At 62.6% G+C, this 17,023-nt stretch carries 18 protein-coding genes; 7 read left to right on the top strand and 11 right to left on the bottom strand.

What is annotated here, in order from left to right; all coding sequences use genetic code 11:
• The first annotated feature begins 31 nt into the window (after positions 1–31).
• On the top strand, positions 32–3,538 hold the full coding sequence (locus AC1RM7_RS19970; protein WP_006022876.1) for a PAS domain-containing hybrid sensor histidine kinase/response regulator: 3,507 nt from the start codon (positions 32–34) through the stop codon (positions 3,536–3,538).
• Positions 3,539–3,544: 6 nt separating this feature from the next.
• Here the strand turns inward: AC1RM7_RS19970 and AC1RM7_RS19965 are convergent, their stop codons facing one another.
• Complete coding sequence (locus AC1RM7_RS19965; RefSeq protein WP_024919692.1) at positions 3,545–4,192, bottom strand: HAD-IA family hydrolase; 648 nt, start codon at positions 4,190–4,192, stop codon at positions 3,545–3,547.
• A 48-nt stretch (positions 4,193–4,240) separates the two neighbouring features.
• Positions 4,241–4,915: a response regulator gene (locus tag AC1RM7_RS19960; RefSeq protein WP_024919693.1), complete on the bottom strand. Its 675-nt coding sequence runs from the start codon at positions 4,913–4,915 to the stop codon at positions 4,241–4,243.
• A 292-nt stretch (positions 4,916–5,207) separates the two neighbouring features.
• Here AC1RM7_RS19960 and AC1RM7_RS19955 point away from each other — a divergent pair, with 292 nt between their 5' ends.
• A complete protein-coding gene (locus AC1RM7_RS19955; RefSeq protein WP_006022879.1) occupies positions 5,208–6,875 on the top strand; it encodes an MFS transporter in 1,668 nt (555 codons plus the stop codon).
• A 105-nt stretch (positions 6,876–6,980) separates the two neighbouring features.
• Here AC1RM7_RS19955 and AC1RM7_RS19950 read toward each other — a convergent pair whose 3' ends face one another.
• Together AC1RM7_RS19950 and AC1RM7_RS19945 are read right to left on the bottom strand one after the other, a co-directional pair.
• Complete coding sequence (locus AC1RM7_RS19950; RefSeq protein ID WP_006022880.1) at positions 6,981–7,484, bottom strand: hypothetical protein; 504 nt, start codon at positions 7,482–7,484, stop codon at positions 6,981–6,983.
• Between the two features lie 43 nt (positions 7,485–7,527).
• Positions 7,528–8,151, bottom strand: coding sequence for a 2-hydroxychromene-2-carboxylate isomerase (locus AC1RM7_RS19945; RefSeq protein ID WP_006022881.1), 624 nt, complete (start codon positions 8,149–8,151; stop codon positions 7,528–7,530).
• A gap of 280 nt (positions 8,152–8,431) precedes the next feature.
• Between AC1RM7_RS19945 and AC1RM7_RS19940 the strand changes: the two genes are divergently transcribed.
• The 5 genes from AC1RM7_RS19940 (at position 8,432) to AC1RM7_RS19920 (ending at position 11,062) form a co-directional block, all read left to right on the top strand.
• On the top strand, positions 8,432–8,815 hold the full coding sequence (locus tag AC1RM7_RS19940; protein WP_006022882.1) for an AtpZ/AtpI family protein: 384 nt from the start codon (positions 8,432–8,434) through the stop codon (positions 8,813–8,815).
• Positions 8,816–8,908: 93 nt separating this feature from the next.
• Positions 8,909–9,658 (top strand): F0F1 ATP synthase subunit A, encoded by a 750-nt coding sequence (locus tag AC1RM7_RS19935; protein ID WP_006022883.1) that lies wholly within the window; start codon positions 8,909–8,911, stop codon positions 9,656–9,658.
• Positions 9,659–9,721: 63 nt separating this feature from the next.
• Positions 9,722–9,949, top strand: a complete 228-nt coding sequence (locus AC1RM7_RS19930; protein ID WP_006022884.1) for a F0F1 ATP synthase subunit C — start codon at positions 9,722–9,724, stop codon at positions 9,947–9,949.
• Between the two features lie 67 nt (positions 9,950–10,016).
• Positions 10,017–10,574, top strand: a complete 558-nt coding sequence (locus AC1RM7_RS19925; RefSeq protein WP_006022885.1) for a F0F1 ATP synthase subunit B family protein — start codon at positions 10,017–10,019, stop codon at positions 10,572–10,574.
• 5 nt (positions 10,575–10,579) lie between these two features.
• A complete protein-coding gene (locus AC1RM7_RS19920) occupies positions 10,580–11,062 on the top strand; it encodes a F0F1 ATP synthase subunit B family protein (protein WP_024919694.1) in 483 nt (160 codons plus the stop codon).
• 75 nt (positions 11,063–11,137) lie between these two features.
• Here the strand turns inward: AC1RM7_RS19920 and AC1RM7_RS19915 are convergent, their stop codons facing one another.
• The 7 genes from AC1RM7_RS19915 to AC1RM7_RS19885 all read right to left on the bottom strand — a co-directional run bounded on the left by AC1RM7_RS19915 (position 11,138) and on the right by AC1RM7_RS19885 (position 17,008).
• Positions 11,138–11,809 carry a hypothetical protein gene (locus AC1RM7_RS19915; protein ID WP_024919695.1) on the bottom strand — a complete coding sequence of 224 codons (672 nt, stop codon included), beginning with the start codon at positions 11,807–11,809 and terminating at the stop codon, positions 11,138–11,140.
• Positions 11,810–11,922: 113 nt separating this feature from the next.
• On the bottom strand, positions 11,923–12,510 hold the full coding sequence (locus AC1RM7_RS19910; RefSeq protein ID WP_024919696.1) for a GNAT family N-acetyltransferase: 588 nt from the start codon (positions 12,508–12,510) through the stop codon (positions 11,923–11,925).
• 89 nt (positions 12,511–12,599) lie between these two features.
• Positions 12,600–12,995: a YbaN family protein gene (locus AC1RM7_RS19905; protein WP_051472488.1), complete on the bottom strand. Its 396-nt coding sequence runs from the start codon at positions 12,993–12,995 to the stop codon at positions 12,600–12,602.
• A 23-nt stretch (positions 12,996–13,018) separates the two neighbouring features.
• On the bottom strand, positions 13,019–14,308 hold the full coding sequence (locus AC1RM7_RS19900) for a M16 family metallopeptidase (protein WP_024919698.1): 1,290 nt from the start codon (positions 14,306–14,308) through the stop codon (positions 13,019–13,021).
• Entirely contained in the window at positions 14,305–15,723 is a 1,419-nt protein-coding gene (gene thrC, locus AC1RM7_RS19895) for a threonine synthase (RefSeq protein WP_024919699.1), read from the bottom strand. Before thrC ends, AC1RM7_RS19900 begins: the two co-directional genes overlap by 4 nt.
• Positions 15,724–15,854: 131 nt before the next feature.
• Entirely contained in the window at positions 15,855–16,619 is a 765-nt protein-coding gene (locus AC1RM7_RS19890) for an SURF1 family protein (RefSeq protein ID WP_024919700.1), read from the bottom strand.
• Entirely contained in the window at positions 16,616–17,008 is a 393-nt protein-coding gene (locus AC1RM7_RS19885) for a DUF983 domain-containing protein (RefSeq protein WP_024919701.1), read from the bottom strand. The genes AC1RM7_RS19890 and AC1RM7_RS19885 overlap by 4 nt, the downstream gene beginning before the upstream one ends.
• Between the last annotated feature and the right edge of the window lie 15 nt (positions 17,009–17,023).

The following is a 17,023-nucleotide window of genomic DNA, read 5'->3' as shown; positions in this document are numbered from 1 at the left end:
GGATCGTGCCCTGACGACAGGGATCAACTCGATGCTGCATGACTGGGGCGTGATCGCAGCCGCTTTCGGCTACATCGGCCTGCTGTTCGTCGTCGCGAGCTACGGCGAGCGGCTGACGCAGGTTCAGCGCGGCCGCCTCGGCACGATCATCTATCCGCTGTCGCTGGCGATCTACTGCACGTCCTGGACATTCTTCGGCTCGGTTGGACTCGCGACCCGCACCAGCGTCGAATTTCTCGCGATCTATGTCGGCCCGATCCTGATGATCGCGTTCTGCACGCCGCTCCTGATGCGCGTCATCCAGCTCGCGAAGTCGCAGAACATCACCTCGATCGCGGACTTCATCGCCGCGCGCTACGGCAAGAGCCAGGCTGTGGCCGCCACCGCCGCCGGCATCGCCATCATCGGCTCGGTTCCCTACATCGCGCTGCAATTGAAGGCTGTCGCGTCGTCACTGGAAACGATCCTCAATCAGGATCAGGACGTTTCCAGCATTCCCTATATCGGCGACATCGCCTTCATCGTCACGGTTACGCTCGCCGCCTTCGCCGTGCTGTTCGGCACGCGTCAGACCGACGCCACCGAACACCAGCACGGCCTGATGCTGGCGGTTGCGACAGAATCGCTGGTCAAGCTGGTGGCCTTCATCGCAGCAGGCGTGTTCGTGACCTTCGTCATGTTCGGGCCGGCCGATCTGTGGGAGCGCGCCATGAAGACGCCGGAGGCGGTGCGTGCCATCGAGACCGCGCCGTCGATCGGCAACTTCGCCGCCATGACGCTGCTGTCGTTTCTGGCGATCATGCTGCTGCCGCGGCAATTTCACGTCAGCGTCGTCGAGAACTCCACCGAGGCCGAGGTTCGCCGCGCACGCTGGCTGTTTCCGCTCTATCTGATCGCCATCAACCTGTTCGTGATCCCGATCGCCATTGCCGGCCTTGTCACCTTCCCGTTCGGCGCATCGGACAGCGACATGTACGTGCTGGCGCTGCCGATTCAGGCAGGCGTCACATGGCTCAGCGTGATCGTGTTTATCGGCGGCCTGTCCGCGGCTACCGCGATGGTGATCGTGGAATGCGTGGCGCTCGCGATCATGGTGTCGAACGACATCGTGGTGCCGCTGGTGTTGAAACGGCGGCCTGCCGCGCAGGCGGGGAAGGCGAACTTCGGCGGTTTTCTGCTCAAGGTGCGCCGCGTCGCGATCTTCGCCATCATGGCGATGGCGTATCTCTACTACCACGCGCTCGGCAACGCGCAGCTCGCCGCCATCGGCCTGCTCTCGTTCGCAGCCGTCGCCCAGCTGGCGCCGGCGTTTTTCGGCGGACTGTTCTGGCGCCGCGCCACAGCGCGCGGCGCGATGGGCGGCATGATGATCGGCTTTGCGGTGTGGGCCTATACGCTGTTCCTGCCAAGCTTCGCCGACGTCGATCCGCGCGGCGTGATCTGGCTGAATGAAGGCCTGTTCGGCATCGCGGCGCTGCGTCCCCGCGCGTTGCTCGGCACCGAGATGGCCCCGCTGATCCATGGCGTGTTCTGGAGCCTGTCGCTCAACCTTCTGACCTATATCGTGCTGTCGCTGCTACGCCAGCCGACATCGATCGAGCGGGTGCAGGCCGATCTGTTCGTGCCGAACGAACTGGCGCCGATCGCGCCGAATTTCAGGCGCTGGCGCACGACGGTGACGGTGCAGGATCTGCTCACCACGGTCGCCCAGTATCTCGGCCCGGAACGCGCGCAGCAGTCGTTCGAAACCTTCGCCGTCAGCCACCACGTCAACATCGATCGTGCGGCGCCTGCGGATTTCCGCCTGCTGCGCCATGCCGAACACCTGATCGCGTCATCGATCGGCGCGGCGTCGTCGCGGCTTGTGCTGTCACTCCTGCTGCGCAAGCGCGCGGTGTCCGCCAAGGCCGCGCTGAAACTGCTCGACGACGCGCACACCGCCCTGCATTTCAATCGCGAGATGTTGCAGACCGCGCTCAACCACGTCCGCCAGGGCATCGCGGTGTTCAATCCGGAATTGCAGCTCATCACGTCGAACCAGCAGTTCGGCGAGATTCTCGACCTGCCTGCGCAGTATTCTCAAATCGGCATTCCGCTGGCCGAGATTCTGGAATTCATCGGCAGCAACGGACAGGACGCAAATGCCGATCCCGCCATGCTGCAACGACGGCTCGCCGCCTACACCACCGAGGGCGAGCCCTATCTGGAGCGGCTGACCGATCGCAACATGGTTGTGGAGGTTCGCGCCAACCGGATGCCGGGCGGCGCGCTGGTGATCACCTTCTCCGACATCACGCCGAGCTTTGAAGCAGCGGAAGCGCTGGAGCGCGCCAACGCGACGCTGGAAAAACGCGTCCGCGAACGCACCGAGGAACTGACACGGCTCAACAGCGAACTGGCGCGGGCCAAGAGCACCGCCGAGGAAGCCAATATTTCCAAGACGCGCTTCCTTGCCGCGGCCAGCCACGACATTCTCCAGCCGCTCAATGCGGCGCGACTGTATGTCACCAGCCTTGTCGAACGGCAGGACGGCGGCGAGGACGCCCGCCTTGTCGGCAACATCGACGACTCGCTGGAAGCTATCGAGGAAATTTTGGGTGCGCTGCTCGACATCTCGCGGCTCGACTCCGGCGCCATGACGCCGTCGATCTCCAGCTTCCGCATGAGCGATCTGATGCGATCACTGGAAGTGGAGTTCACACCGATCGCGAAGGCACGAAAGCTGAAGCTTACTTTCATGCCCTGCTCGCTGGCGGTTTCCTCCGACCGCGTGCTGCTGCGGCGGCTGCTGCAAAACCTGATCTCGAACGCCATCAAGTACACGCCCAAGGGCCGGGTTCTGGTCGGATGCCGCCGGCGGGGCAAATCGCTCGAGATCGGAATCTACGATACCGGCCTCGGCATTCCGGTTCAGAAGCGCGCCGAGATCTTCAAGGAGTTTCACCGCCTCGATCAGGGCGCCCGGATCGCGCGCGGATTGGGGCTCGGCCTGTCGATTGTCGAGCGGCTGGCGCGGGTTCTGAATCACCGGATCGTGGTGGACTCGAACCGCAGTGGCGGGTCGCGGTTCTCCGTCACGATGCCGATTGCGAAGACCGCCACCCATACGGCGACCATGTCCGGCACCAGTATCTCGTCCAAGGCGCCGATGAGCGGCACCCTCATCGTTTGTATCGAGAACGACCGCGCCATCCTCGACGGCATGAAAACGCTGCTGACAGGCTGGGATGCCAAGGTGATCGCCGCGGTCGATCCGGTCACCGCAGCGGAGGCCATTGCCGCGACCAATGAGCGCGTGACCGGATTGCTGGTCGATTATCATCTCGATCGCGGCAACGGCATCGCGGCGATCCGCGACATCCGCCAGCGATTCGGCGATGGAATTCCAGCCATTCTGATTACCGCGGACCGCAGCCCGCACGTGCGCGACGCCGCGCGCGAGGATGGAATCGTCGTGCTCAACAAGCCGGTCAAGCCGGCAGCGCTTCGCGCGCTGCTCGCGCAATGGCGCGCACAGCAGATGGTCGCTGCCGAATAAACCGGCTCACGCCCGCACGAGATCGCTAAGCGCGAGGCCGGTTGCGGCTTCAAGGTCCCGGATCGCCTGCGGAGCGTCGATCACCTTGATGGTGGTCATGCCCATTTCCCGCGCCGGCTTCAGGTTGACGCCGAGATCGTCGAGATAGACGCACTTCTTCGGATCGACGTCCAGCGCCGCGACCATCATTTGATAGATACGCGGATCGGGTTTGCGCAGGCCGATCTTCGCCGACTCGATGACATGATCGAACAGCGCCATGGTTTCCGCGACATAGAGCGCACGGCCGCCCGAGCTGCCCATGGCGTTCGCAGGAAGATTGTTGGTGATGCAGCCGGTCTTGAAATGCTGCTTCACCCGGCGGAGCGCCTCGACCATTTCCGGACGCGGATCGCCCGACAGCAGCGGCACGACATCGCGTCCCCGCACCTCGGCGCCGAGCGCGAGCGATTCGGCGGCAAACAGTTCATCGAAGGTTGCAAGATCCACCTCGGCGCGCTCGAATTTCGCCCACGCATTCTCGAAGTGGTTCGCGGCGTTTGTCCGCCGGATAATATCGACGGGAAGCCCGCGTTCCTTTTCATACCGCGCAAAAGCCTCGAACGGCGACGTGGTCAGCACCCCGCCAAAATCCCAAATCACTGCTTCAATCATGATCTACCGCTTTTGCCGGAGTCGTTTCGCGCGCGGGCACCTGCGGCACTATTTCGCCGGGTCGGCCTGTTTCCACTCTCCGCCCGCGATTTTGGCGGCGGCGATCACGGCCTGGGTCCGGCTTTCGACGCCGAGCTTTTGCAGAATGGCGGACACATGCGCCTTGATGGTGGCTTCCGACACCCCAAGCTCGTAGGCGATCTGCTTGTTGAGCAGGCCTTCCGACAGCATCATCAGCACCCGCACCTGCTGCGGCGTCAGCGTCACCAGCCGGTCGCGCAATTTGGTCATGTCAGGATCAGCCGCGGCGGAGAGATCGACATCGGCCGGAATCCAGACGTCGCCGTTCATCACCTTGCCGATCGCCTCGCGCAAGGTCTCGACGCCAAAGCGCTTGGGTATGAAGCCGGACGCGCCGAAGTCCATCGACCGGCGGATGGTACTGGCGTCGTCGCTGGCCGACACAATGACGACCGGGATCGCCGGGAATTGTGCGCGCAGATAAATCAGCCCGGAGAAACCGCTGATTCCCGGCATCGACAGATCGAGCAGGATCAGATCGACGTCGGATTCGCGATCGAGCAGCGCCGTTAACTCCTCAAACGACCCCGCCTCATCGACCCGCGCCGACGCGACGACGGTCGCGACGGCTTGTCGCAGGGCGTCGCGAAAGAGCGGATGATCGTCGGCGACAACGAGATGTGTGCTGGTAACGATGGTCATTTATCCCGCATGCAATAGCTGATTATGCCCGACAACGATATTGGATTCCGAGTGTTTACCGTGCCGTTCAGTCATGCAACCCGGGAACAAAAACAACAAGCTCACGGTCTCCGATCGCAACGATTGTGCACTGCACGGTGTCCCCTCCCGCCAATTTGGCTGGCCGAAAGTCTTATAGGGCTGAGTTTCACGCCGATGTTACCTTGATTGCGAACTTCTCGCACTTTTTCAGCCGGCGAAAGAGCGGCGCGCAGAAGCGAATTTTTCAGCAACACGTTTGGGGAGCTTTGAAATGGCCACAATGACTACGACCTCGCCACGAGCGGGCGGCATGACGAAGGACGAACGTTTCGTCATCTTCGCATCGTCGCTCGGCACCGTCTTCGAGTGGTACGACTTCTATCTTTACGGATCGCTCGCCGCGATCATCGGTGCGCAGTTCTTCAGCGCCTATCCGCCGGCGACCCGTGACATCTTCGCACTGCTGGCTTTCGCCGCCGGCTTCCTGGTGCGCCCGTTCGGCGCCATTGTGTTCGGCCGGATCGGCGATCTCGTCGGCCGCAAGTACACCTTCCTCGTCACGATCCTCATCATGGGTCTGTCGACCTTCATCGTCGGCCTGCTCCCGAACGCTGCCACCATCGGCATCGCGGCTCCGATCATCCTGATCATTCTGCGCCTGCTGCAGGGCCTCGCGCTCGGCGGCGAGTACGGCGGTGCTGCGACTTACGTCGCGGAGCATTCGCCTCCCGGCAAGCGCGGCTACTACACCTCGTTCATTCAGACGACCGCGACACTCGGCCTGTTCCTGTCGCTGCTGGTCATTCTCTTCACCCGCACCATTCTCGGTGAAGCCGAATTCGCGGCATGGGGCTGGCGCATTCCGTTCCTGCTCTCGGTCGTTCTGCTCGGCGTCTCCGTCATCATCCGGCTCAAGCTGAATGAATCGCCGGTGTTCCAGAAGATGAAGGATGAAGGCAAGGGCTCGAAAGCACCTTTGACCGAAGCCTTCGGCAACTGGAGCAACGCCAAGCTCGTGCTGATCGCGCTGCTCGGCGGCGTGATGGGCCAGGGCGTGGTCTGGTACACGGGCCAGTTCTACGCACTGTTCTTCCTGCAATCGATCCTGAAGGTCGACGGCTACACCGCGAACCTCCTGATCGCGTGGTCGCTGCTGCTAGGTACCGGCTTCTTCATCGTGTTCGGCGCACTGTCGGACAAGATCGGCCGCAAGCCCATCATCCTCGCAGGCTGCCTGATCGCGGCGCTGACCTTCTTCCCGATCTTCCGCATGATCTCCAGCAACGCCAACCCGGCGCTGGAAAAGGCCATCGAGACGGTGAAGGTCTCGGTCGTTGCCGATCCGAAGGCCTGCGGCGACTTGTTCAACCCGGTCGGCACCCGCGTGTTCACCGCGCCTTGCGACCTTGCCCGTGACTTCCTGGCGAAGTCCTCGGTCAAGTATGACACCGTCGCCGGCGCGCCTGGCTCGCCTGTGCTGATCAAGATCAACGGAACCGACGTGCCTTACACCACGCCGGCAGCATCGAACGCTGGCGCGACCGCTGCCCTCCAGGCAGCCGGTTATCCGAAGCCCGGCGCTGCCAATACGACGATCGTGAAGATGTCGAACCCGTTCGATATCTTCAAACCGCAGGTGGCCGCGATCATCGGACTGCTGTTCGTCCTCGTGATCTACGTCACCATGGTGTACGGCCCGATCGCCGCGATGCTGGTCGAACTGTTCCCGACCAAGATCCGCTACACCTCGATGTCGCTGCCCTACCATATCGGCAACGGCTGGTTCGGCGGTCTGTTGCCCGCGACGTCTTTCGCGATCGTGGCATCGACCGGCGATATCTACGCAGGTCTCTGGTATCCGGTGATCTTCGCCTTGATCACCGTGGTGATCGGCTTCTTCTTCCTGCCGGAAACCAAGGACGTCGATATCAGCAAGTAACGATTGAAGGTCAGGCGGCTGCTCCGCCTGACCTTTCAAACACAACGGCCGCGGAGCAATCCGCGGCCTTTTTTTTGCGACATTGGATTTCAGGATTCTGGAATTTCAGATTTTCTCTGACAGTTTCTTCTGCATGCGGTTCGCCATATCGATCAACCGCTCCCAGACCCGCTCGATCAGCGCCATCAGCTTTTCGTGCTCCGGCGGCAATTGCAGTTCGATCTTTCCGTCGGGCGATGCCTTGCCGTCGGGCGCAGCCTGTGCGCTCTTCTTCGAATCTTCCTTGGCCAGCGGCGCGTCGGTCTTCCCGGTGACCGTGTCGCGCTGGGCCAGTTGGTCGCGCAGCTTCTTGTTGTCGGCCTGAAGCCGGCCGATCTCGGTATCGAGTGCGGCACGCTCGTCCGGCACCAGCCGGCAGGTCCAGCCGCTCTTGTTGGTGCAGATCGACACCACGCCGTTGCGGGTATCGAGCCGCAGGAATCCGTCTGTCACAGGCGACAGCGTGAACCGTCCGTTCTCGGTCTCGGGCGCGGCCTGGGCGCGCGCCTCGGGAGCGAGCATCACCGTCACCGCCAATGCCATTACGGCAAACCTGACATCTGGACGCATGGGCTCCCTCATCGCGACACACCCGCAGTCTGTCGTTTCGTCCTCAGACGTCTGAAGTGTAGGCCTTGCGACCGGATTTCAACGCATCGGCCAGCAATTCGATCCTGTCCTGGCCCCAGAAAACCTCGCCATCGAGCACCCAGCAGGGCGATCCAAACACGCCCGCCGCAATCGCATCCTGACGGTTCTGCTCATAGGCCGCACTGATCTCGTCGGAGGCCGCCTGCGCGACAAGCTTCTCGCCCGGCAACCCTGATTCATCGGCCAGCTTCGTCACGGTCGCGGGGTCCGCGAGATTGAGTTCCTGCTCCCAGAGGCCGGCGAAGGCGCGGCGCATAAACGGCTCGGGGTTTAGTCCGGCAACCGTTGCAGCCACAGCGACACCATCGGCCAGCCGCGGATCGCCCGGAAAAAACTGCGGCTTGAGGTTGAACTTGAGGCCGCGCTTGTCGCGCCAGCGCTGCAATTCCATCATGCGATAGCGCTGCCGCGCCGGATGACGCTTCGCCAGCGGCAAGCCTCCCGTTTCGGAGAACACGTTGATCAGCAGAACCGGCTTGTAGTCGACCTTCAATTGGTGCGCGGCCGCGAGGTCCTGAAACAGCGCATGCCCGATGTAAGCCCATGGCGACTGGATGGAAAAATAGTAGTCAATCTGGCGCGCCATCGGCCCTCCCGGCTGCATGATTTCGGCAAGCTCCGGTCATATCACAACAAGTAAAACCATGCCGACAAACACACGATTGCGCATTTCATTTATCGCAGTGCGGCGAGTGCGCGCAGCGATCTGATTTTTTCTCCGATTTCATAAGTTATTTCAAAGCGATACATGTCAATCAGGCAATCTTGACTTGACCGTATGCCGTCAGTATGGTCCGCGCGGTTTCCGTGGGTGGCGGGGCGTTTTTCTCTGAAATCGCGCGACGGGGCATGGGGTGTCGACAGCAATGGCGAACGGCACGCACAGCAACGGTCGCGGCGAAGGGGAACGAAACAAACCGCCTGCCGACGAAGCTGCGCTCTCCGCAAGGCTCGACCGTCTGAAACATCGGCTTTCCGAAGTCCGGAATAACCGCAAAAACCAGACAGATCAGTCAGGAAGTGGGGCAGCCTCCGCCAACGCGTCCGCGATGGCACGGGGTTTTCGCCTCTCCTCCGAATTGATTGCAGGCGTCCTTGTCGGAGCGGTCATCGGCTGGGGCATCGATCGTCTTTTTTCGACGTCCCCTTGGGGTCTGATCGTGTTTTTTCTGCTTGGCTTCACCGCCGGCGTGATCAACGTGATGCGGGCAGCCGGCGTCGCAAACAGCGATGCGTCGGATCGCTCCTGACAGGATCCACCGGGATCGCTCTTGGAATTTCAAGCCAGCTTGCTGGCGGGTATGACTGTCCGGCACGCCGGCAAAGATGAAAGACGAACGTGGATGGCCGATCCAATCCATCAATTTGAGATCCACAAGATCTTCACCCTAGGCCACATCGGTGGTCAGGAGATCGCTTTCACCAATTCGTCCGCCTACATGTTCGGCGCGGTCGCAGTCGTTTCGCTACTGATGATCGGCGGCAGCGCCGCGCGCGCCCTCGTTCCGGGCCGCTTCCAGTCCGTTGCCGAACTATCCTACGAATTCGTCGGCAACACTCTGAGAGAGAGCGTCGGCGACGAAGGCATGAAGTTCTTCCCGTTCGTGTTCTCGCTGTTCATGTTCATCCTGACTGCGAACATGATCGGCATCATTCCCTACACCTTCACCGTCACCAGCCATCTCATCGTGACCGTGGCGCTGGCGCTGATGGTGTTCCTGACCGTACTGCTCTACGGGCTGTACAAGAACGGCTTGAAGTTCTTCAAGCTCTTCGTCCCGTCAGGCATTCCGCTTTATATCCTGCCGCTCATCATGGTGATCGAGGTGATCTCGTTCCTGTCGCGGCCGGTGTCCCACTCCGTGCGTCTGTTCGCGAACATGCTGGCAGGTCACATCACCCTCAAGGTGTTTGCGGGATTCGTAACGTCGCTGAGCGCGCTCGGCGCTGTGGGCATCTTCGGTTCGATATTGCCGCTGGCGATGACGACCGCGCTCACCGGCCTCGAAATTCTCGTGGCTTTCCTGCAGGCCTACGTCTTCACCATCCTGACCTGCATCTACCTCAACGACGCACTTCATCCCGGACACTGAATTCAGACACTGGCCGGATTTCACTTATCCACTGACACCAACATCCCAAGAAGGAGTTTCACTATGGATCCAGTTGCAGCAAAGTACATCGGCGCCGGCATCGCTTGTCTCGGCATGGGCGGCGCAGGCATCGGCGTCGGCATGATCTTCAGCCAGTTCCTCAACGGCGCGCTTCGCAACCCGTCGGCTTCGCAGGGCCAGTTCGCTAACCTGATCTTCGGCTTCGCCGTGACGGAAGCGCTCGGCATCTTCTCGCTGCTGATCGCGCTGCTGCTGCTGTTCGCCGTCTAAGTCAGACCGGATGATGCGTTTGCCGCGGACTCGCTCGAGCCGCGGCTGACGCCAACAGGAGACGCTCATGGCGACGGGTCAGGGCACTGCAAAGGGCACGACCGCCCACACCGAAGCAGACGGTCATGGCAAGGCGGGCTTTCCGCCTTTCCAGAAGGAGACGTTTGCCTCGCAGCTGGTGTCGTTCGCGATCGCCTTTGCGCTGCTTTACTTCATCGTGTCGAAGTTCGCGCTTCCGCGCGTCGGCGGCATCATCGCGAACCGCGAAGGCGTGATCGAAAACGATCTCGCTGAGGCGCAGAAGCTGAAGGACGAGTCCGATCAGGCTCTGAAGGCTTATGAAACCGAACTCGCCGATGCGCGGGCGCGGGCTCAGGCCATTGGATCCGAGACTCGCGACAAGCTGAACGCGCAAGCCGAAAGCGACCGCAAGGCGCTTGAAGCAGCCCTCGCGGCCAAGCTGGCCGATGCCGAAAAGACCATTGCCTCAACGCGCGCAACCGCGATGGGCAACGTCCGCTCGATCGCATCGGATGCGGCGACAGCCATTGTTCAGCGTCTCACCGGCGTTGCGCCCGACAGCAAGACTGTCGACAGCGCCGTCGATGCGTCCTTGAAGGGATAACGACGATGTTCCAAGCAGAATTCTGGGTCGCCGTCGCCTTCGTCATCCTGATGGGTGTGTTCGGCTATTTCGGCGTTCACCGCACCATCCTGCAGGCGCTCGATCGTCGCCGCGACCGTATCCAGAAAGAACTCGACGACGCCCGCCGCCTCAAGGAAGAGGCCGTGAAGCTGGTCGCCGAGTATCGCGCCCGCCGCGCCAGCGCCGAGCGTGAAGCGCAGGATATCGTCGCCAGCGCCAAGGCCGATGCCGAGCGCATCGCGGCCGAAGCCAAGGCGAAGATGGAAGATTTCGTCGCCCGCCGCACCAAGACTGCGGAAAACAAGATCGCCCAGGCCGAAAGCCAGGCCATCGCGGATGTCCGCGCAGCCGCTGCAGAAGCCGCCGTGTCCGCCGCATCCTCGATCATGACGCAGTCGGTCAAGGGTCAGGTCGCCAGCGACCTGATCGCCAAGGGCATCCAGGACGTTCGCAGCAAGCTGAACTGACGCTTCACATTCTCTGACAAAAAAGCCGGCCTCGTTGATGCGAGGCCGGTTTTTTTCGATCGAAACCCGCGCGCGCTATTTCTTGCGTTTGCGCGCCGCAGGCTCTGGCTTCAGCGCCGCCGGATCGAAGCCGACATAGAAAATATACTTGTCGTTCGCAGCTTCCGTCGGCGCAGGATAGGTGACGTCCTCGGCGACAATGCTGAACTCGGTGTTGTCGCCCTCGAGCGCAACCGCGGTGCGGAACGCCTTGGTGACGATCACCTTCTCCGGTGCGCCCTCCTGCACGACGGCGACGCGCATCGGCACATCGACGGTCGGCGGCGCGCCCGCAGGACCGGTGATAATCCGGCCGATCACGCCGATCCGCGCGGTGACCTGCCCGCCCTGCAAATTACAGTCGCGCGCGGTGCGTGTGATCGTGCCCTGGTAGCGCAGATCGCTGCCCGAGGCCGGCTTGCCGGGCAGCCCGACCGAGAGCGTCGACGCTCCGAAGCGGATCGCGACGCTCGGACAGGTCAGTTCGCTGTTCTGGGTCGACTGCGTGGATGGGGTGGATGACGTGCTGGCTTCCTGCGTGTTGGACCCGAACAACTGGTTGAACCTGCTGCCGATCGACGAGCCGGTGGACGAACTGCCGGACGAGCCGCCGAACATGCTGCCGCCGCCGCAACCCGACAGCGCGGCCCCTGCCGCCACAGCCAGCGCAGCCATTGCCGCGCGCTTCAAACGCCTGCCATCAGCCATCATTGCTTCCAGTCGGCCCCAAGGATTGTAGGAAAAAGGAAAGGATCAGGCGGACTTATAGCAGGCCAAAGACGGCGAACCAAAGGCGCAACACCACGCTCAGGCAGGGCTGGTTAACCGCGGAAGTCCTCATCCAGCAGGCCATACAGGTAATGGTCCTGCCAGACGCCGTTGATGCACAGATAGCGCCGCGCCAGGCCCTCGCGGGCGAAGCCGCACTTCTCCAGCACCCGGATCGAGGACTGGTTGGTGGGGATGCAGGCGGCTTCGATGCGGTGCAGATTAAGCTCGCCGAACAGGGTCGGCAGCAACACCCGCAAAGCCCCGGTCATGTAACCCTTGCCGGCATACGGCTGGCCCACCCAGTAGCCAAGCGTGCCAGCCTGCACGATCCCGCGCCGCACATTGGCGAGGGTCACGCCGCCCACCAGCACGCCGTCGTGCTCGCGAAACACCAGGAACGGATAGGCCCTGTCCTCGGCAATATCTTCGGTATAGCGGCGCAGGCGGCGGCGGAAGCCTGAACGCGTCAGGTCGTCGGACGGCCAGATCGGTTCCCACGGCGTCAGGAACAGCCGGCTCATTTCGCGCAATTCGCTCCACTGCACGTAATCCGGCATCTGCGGGGCGCGCAGCAGCAGCCCGTGTCCGCGCGGGGCGAGCGCCGGAGCCGTTGTCGTGGGCAAGCGAAACAGGGCCATCCCGAAACCCCTCCCGTAAGCGGATGCACACATGCATCCACATACCTTTTCTAGCACAGTTTTCCGGCCCGTCCGCCCCGGTTGCGATCCTATGACGGCCTCGAAAACACATAGGCAAGGCCGGTCAGCATCAACCCCGAGACGGCGAGGGTGAGCGGCAGGCTGGGATTGGCGGCAAACCAGAACAGGGTGAAGCCCACGATCATTCCGGCAAGCGCCGCCATCTTCGCCTTGCGCGGAATGGCGCCGCGCGAACGCCACGCGCGCAAGGTTGGCCCGAAACGCTCGTGCTCCAGAAGCCAGGCCTCGAACCGGGGCGAGGACCGCGCGAAACATGCGGCTGCCACGATCAGGAAAGGCGTTGTCGGCAGCACCGGCAAAAAAGCGCCGATCACGCCAAGCGCAACGAAGACGAATCCAAGACCGAGGAAGAGAACGCGCACAAGACGAGTGAAGCGCGGAGCCCTTACAGGATCGCTGCTCACCTCGTCACATGCGGGATCTTGCGTCAGTGCAGCAGCGCCCTGGCCTTCGGCCGCGCCAGGCCCTCGGCCAGACTGACCGCAGTGTCGAGGCCGCGGCCCCCACCCAGCGCCACCACTGCCGGACGGCTGCGGCTCAGCAATCCGCGCGCGGCATCGCGGGTGGTTTCGACGGTGACCGCATCGATGCGCGCCACCAGTTCATCCACCGTCAGCGGTCGTCCATAGGCCAGCATATGCCGCGCCATCTGCTCGGCGCGGGCGCTGCAGCTTTCCATCCCCATCAAAAGGCCGGCCTTCATCTGCGCCTTGGAGCGAGCGATTTCCTTTTCGGTCAAGGTCTCGACCGCGTTGTTCATCTCATCAACGATGACTTCCACCATCTCGGGCGCATCGGCGGGATCGGTGCCGGTATAGAGCCCGAAAAATCCGGTGTCGGAATAGGCTGCGTGGAAAGTGTAGATCGAATAGCAAAGCCCGCGCTTCTCGCGAACTTCCTGGAACAGCCGCGACGACATGCCGCCGCCGAGAATATTGGTGAACACCTGCAAGCTGAACAGCGACAGATCCGACTGCGGCAGCCCTTCAAGCGCCAGCGTCAGATGCGCCTGCTCGAGATCGCGGTGAATGACGCGCGAACCGCCCTTGCCGAACATCGCAGGCGACGGCTTCGGCGCCGGCGTAGCCTCGAAACTCGCGAAACGCTGTTCGACTTCGGCGACGACGCTCTTGTGATCGACTGCTCCCGCGGCAGCGACCACCATGTCGGGACCGTGATAGTGCGTCGACAAATAGTTTTGCAGATTGTCGCGGCTGAAGCCGGCAAGGGTCTGCGGCGTGCCGAGCAGTGAGCGGCCCATGGGCTGATCCGGATAGCTCAACTCGCTGAGGTGCTCGAAGACCAAATCGTCCGGCGTGTCCTGCGCTGCGCCGATTTCCTGTTCGATCACGCTCTTCTCGCGCTCCAGTTCCTCGGCATCGAACGACGGATTGGCAAGAATGTCCGACAGCACGTCGAGCGCCAGCGGCACATCGGCCTTCAGCACCCGCGCATAATACGCGGTCGTCTCGTTGCTGGTCGCGGCATTGAGATCGCCGCCGACCGCTTCGATTTCCTCGGCGATCTGCTGCGACGTCCGCCGCGTCGTGCCCTTGAAAGCCATATGCTCGAGCAGATGCGACATGCCGTGTTCGTCGGGCTTTTCGTCGCGGCCGCCGACACCGGTCCACACGCCGAGCGCCGCGGTTTCGAGATGCGCCATGGTGTCGGTGACCACGGTCAAACCCGAAGACAGCTTTGTGATGTTGACGCTCATCCAGCGACTCCCTGCTTGGCCGCGCGGCTCACCGAAAGAATGAACCGTTCGACCTCGGTCTGATCGTTCTTCATGACCTTGATGTGTTCGGACTTTGTCATCAGGCCGTCGAGCCATGCCGGAAGCGGCGGCCGTACTCCGCACGCCGCCTCGACAGCGTCGGGGAACTTGGCGGCATGCGCAGTGGAGAGCACGATGTTCGGCACGGTCGAGACCGGCTTGTCCTGATCGGCGACCGCAAGCGCCACGGCGGTGTGCGGATCAACCAGTTCGCCCGCTTCCTTCCAGGCAGCGCGAATCGCGGCGCTGGTTTCCGTTTCGTCGGCGCGGCCTGCATCGAAGTCCTCGCGAACCTGCTTCAACACCGCATCGCTCAGCACAAAGCGTCCCGACTGCGCCAGTGACCCCATCAGCGCTCGGATCACCGCGCTGTCACGGCCGGTGGCCTCGAACAACAAGCGCTCGAAGTTGGATGAGATCTGAATGTCCATCGACGGTGATGTGGTGGCGTGGACCTGCTTCACCTCGTAGATGCCGGTCTTGAGCGTGCGCGCCAGAATGTCGTTGACGTTGGCGGCGATGCGCAGACGGCGGACCGGAAGGCCCATCCGCTTGGCGACATAGCCCGCGAAGATGTCGCCGAAATTTCCGGTCGGCACGGTGAAATCGACTTCGCGCGCAGGCGCGCCCAGCGCAACCGCCGACGTGAAGTAATAAACCACCTGCGCGACGATGCGCGCCCAGTTGATCGAATTCACGCCCGACAGCGAGACGGAATCGCGGAACTTGTGATGATTGAACAGGCCCTTCACGATGCCCTGACAGTCGTCGAAGGTGCCTTCGATCGCCAGCGCGTGGACGTTCCCCGCGCCGCTCGTGGTCATCATGCGCCGCTGCACGTCGGAAATGCGCCCGTTCGGAAACAGCACAATGAGATCGGCATTGTCGCGGCCGGCAAAGGCATCGACCGCGGCGCCGCCGGTGTCGCCGGATGTCGCAACCACGATGGTCGTGCGCTGGCCGCGCTTCGCCAGCACGTGATCCATCAGCCGCGACAGCAACTGCATCGCCACGTCCTTGAAGGCGAGCGTCGGACCGTGAAACAGCTCAAGCACAAAGCGATCCGGCGCGATCTGATTGAGCGGCACCACCGCCGGGTGACGGAAGGTCGCGTAAGCTTCGATCGCCATGCGGCCGAGATCGGCTTCGGAGATTTCATCCGCAACGAAGGGACGGATCACCTCGACCGCGACCTCCCAGTACGGGCGGCCGAAAAATCCGGCGATGGTCTCGGGGCTGAGCTGCGGCCAGACCTCCGGCACATAGAGGCCGCCGTCACGGGCAAGCCCGGTCAGCATCACATCGCAAAAGCCCAGCCGGGGGGCTTCGCCCCGTGTCGAAATATAGCTCGTCAAGCGACCCTCCAAAGGCTCAAGCCTGAAGCAAGCCTTTGATAAAATTGGATTATTAACTTCGCCTCGGGCGAAATCGAAACGCACCATATCGGCTGCGATCCGGCTTCACAAGGAAAGCCACCTGCGATGATTTAGCTCCGGCGCTGGCCTACGACCCAGAATCCGAAGGCAGCGGCAACCACCAGCGCCAGGCCAAACCATGTGAAGGCGTATTGCAGATGATCGTCCTTGAGATGGACGTGCAGCGGACCCGGTTTCGGGACGCCCGACGCCGGCGCTGGTGATTCCAGATCGATATAGAACGGCGCGACCTCGCCCCAGCCGAACGCTTTTGCCATGGTGCGATGGTCGCGCACGAACCACAGCCGCTTGGCCACATCATCCGCCGGTGTCAGCGTGCCGGCTGTTTCCGGAAAACGCAGATAGCCGGTCAATGTCACCGGCGCTCCGGTGACGAGCGGCTTCACCGCGCGATCCTGCTGTGCGCGGTCCTGCATCGTGTTCTGCACAAAGCCCGCATTGATGACGACGCTGCGGCCATCCGCCAGACGCGCGGGCACAAAGGCCCAGGTGCCCGGCCCGTTGATATCGTCACGTACGGCGGAGCCGGAACTGTAGACCATGACGTCCGGCTTGGACTCGAAGCTCGCGCTGAACCTGACGCGGCGGAATTCGTCACGCGCCGGTGTCAGCGCCGGCCACTCCACGACCGCCGGCAACGCACCCGGCACACCGGCGAGCCGCTCGGTCAACGCCGAAATCAGCGCGCGCTTTTCGTCCTTGCGGCGAAGCTGCCAGACGCCGAGGCTCGCGAGCACCGACACCATGATGAGCGCGATCAAGGCGAGACCAAAAATGCCTCGTCGGCGAGGCGCCGCTGTCTGCGTCTGGTTCATTTCGGCTCGCGTCCGATCAACTGACCTTCCGCGGCCTTGTGATGATACTGCAAGGCGATCAGCAACGCCTTCATCGACCGTAACGGCAGCAGGGTCGTCGCGAGAATCAGCGGCGCCCACAGCGCGGCATGCACCCAAAACGGCGGCTGATACTTCATCTCCACAACCAGCGCGGCACCGACCACAATGAAGCCCGCGATCATGATGATGAACACAGCCGGGCCGTCACCCGCATCGATGAAGGCGTAGTCGAGACCGCAGACATCGCAGGACGGGCGCAGCGTGAGAAACCCTGCATAGAGCCTGCCCTCGCCGCAGCGCGGACACCTGCAGGCAAGACCGCGGAGCGCGGCCTGTGACAAACTGGCAGAGGCAGGACTATCGGTCATGGCGTGCTTTCATTC

Source organism: Afipia sp. GW822-FHT03D08 (assembly GCF_058801645.1).
This window is presented reverse-complemented; position numbering and strand designations above follow the sequence as displayed.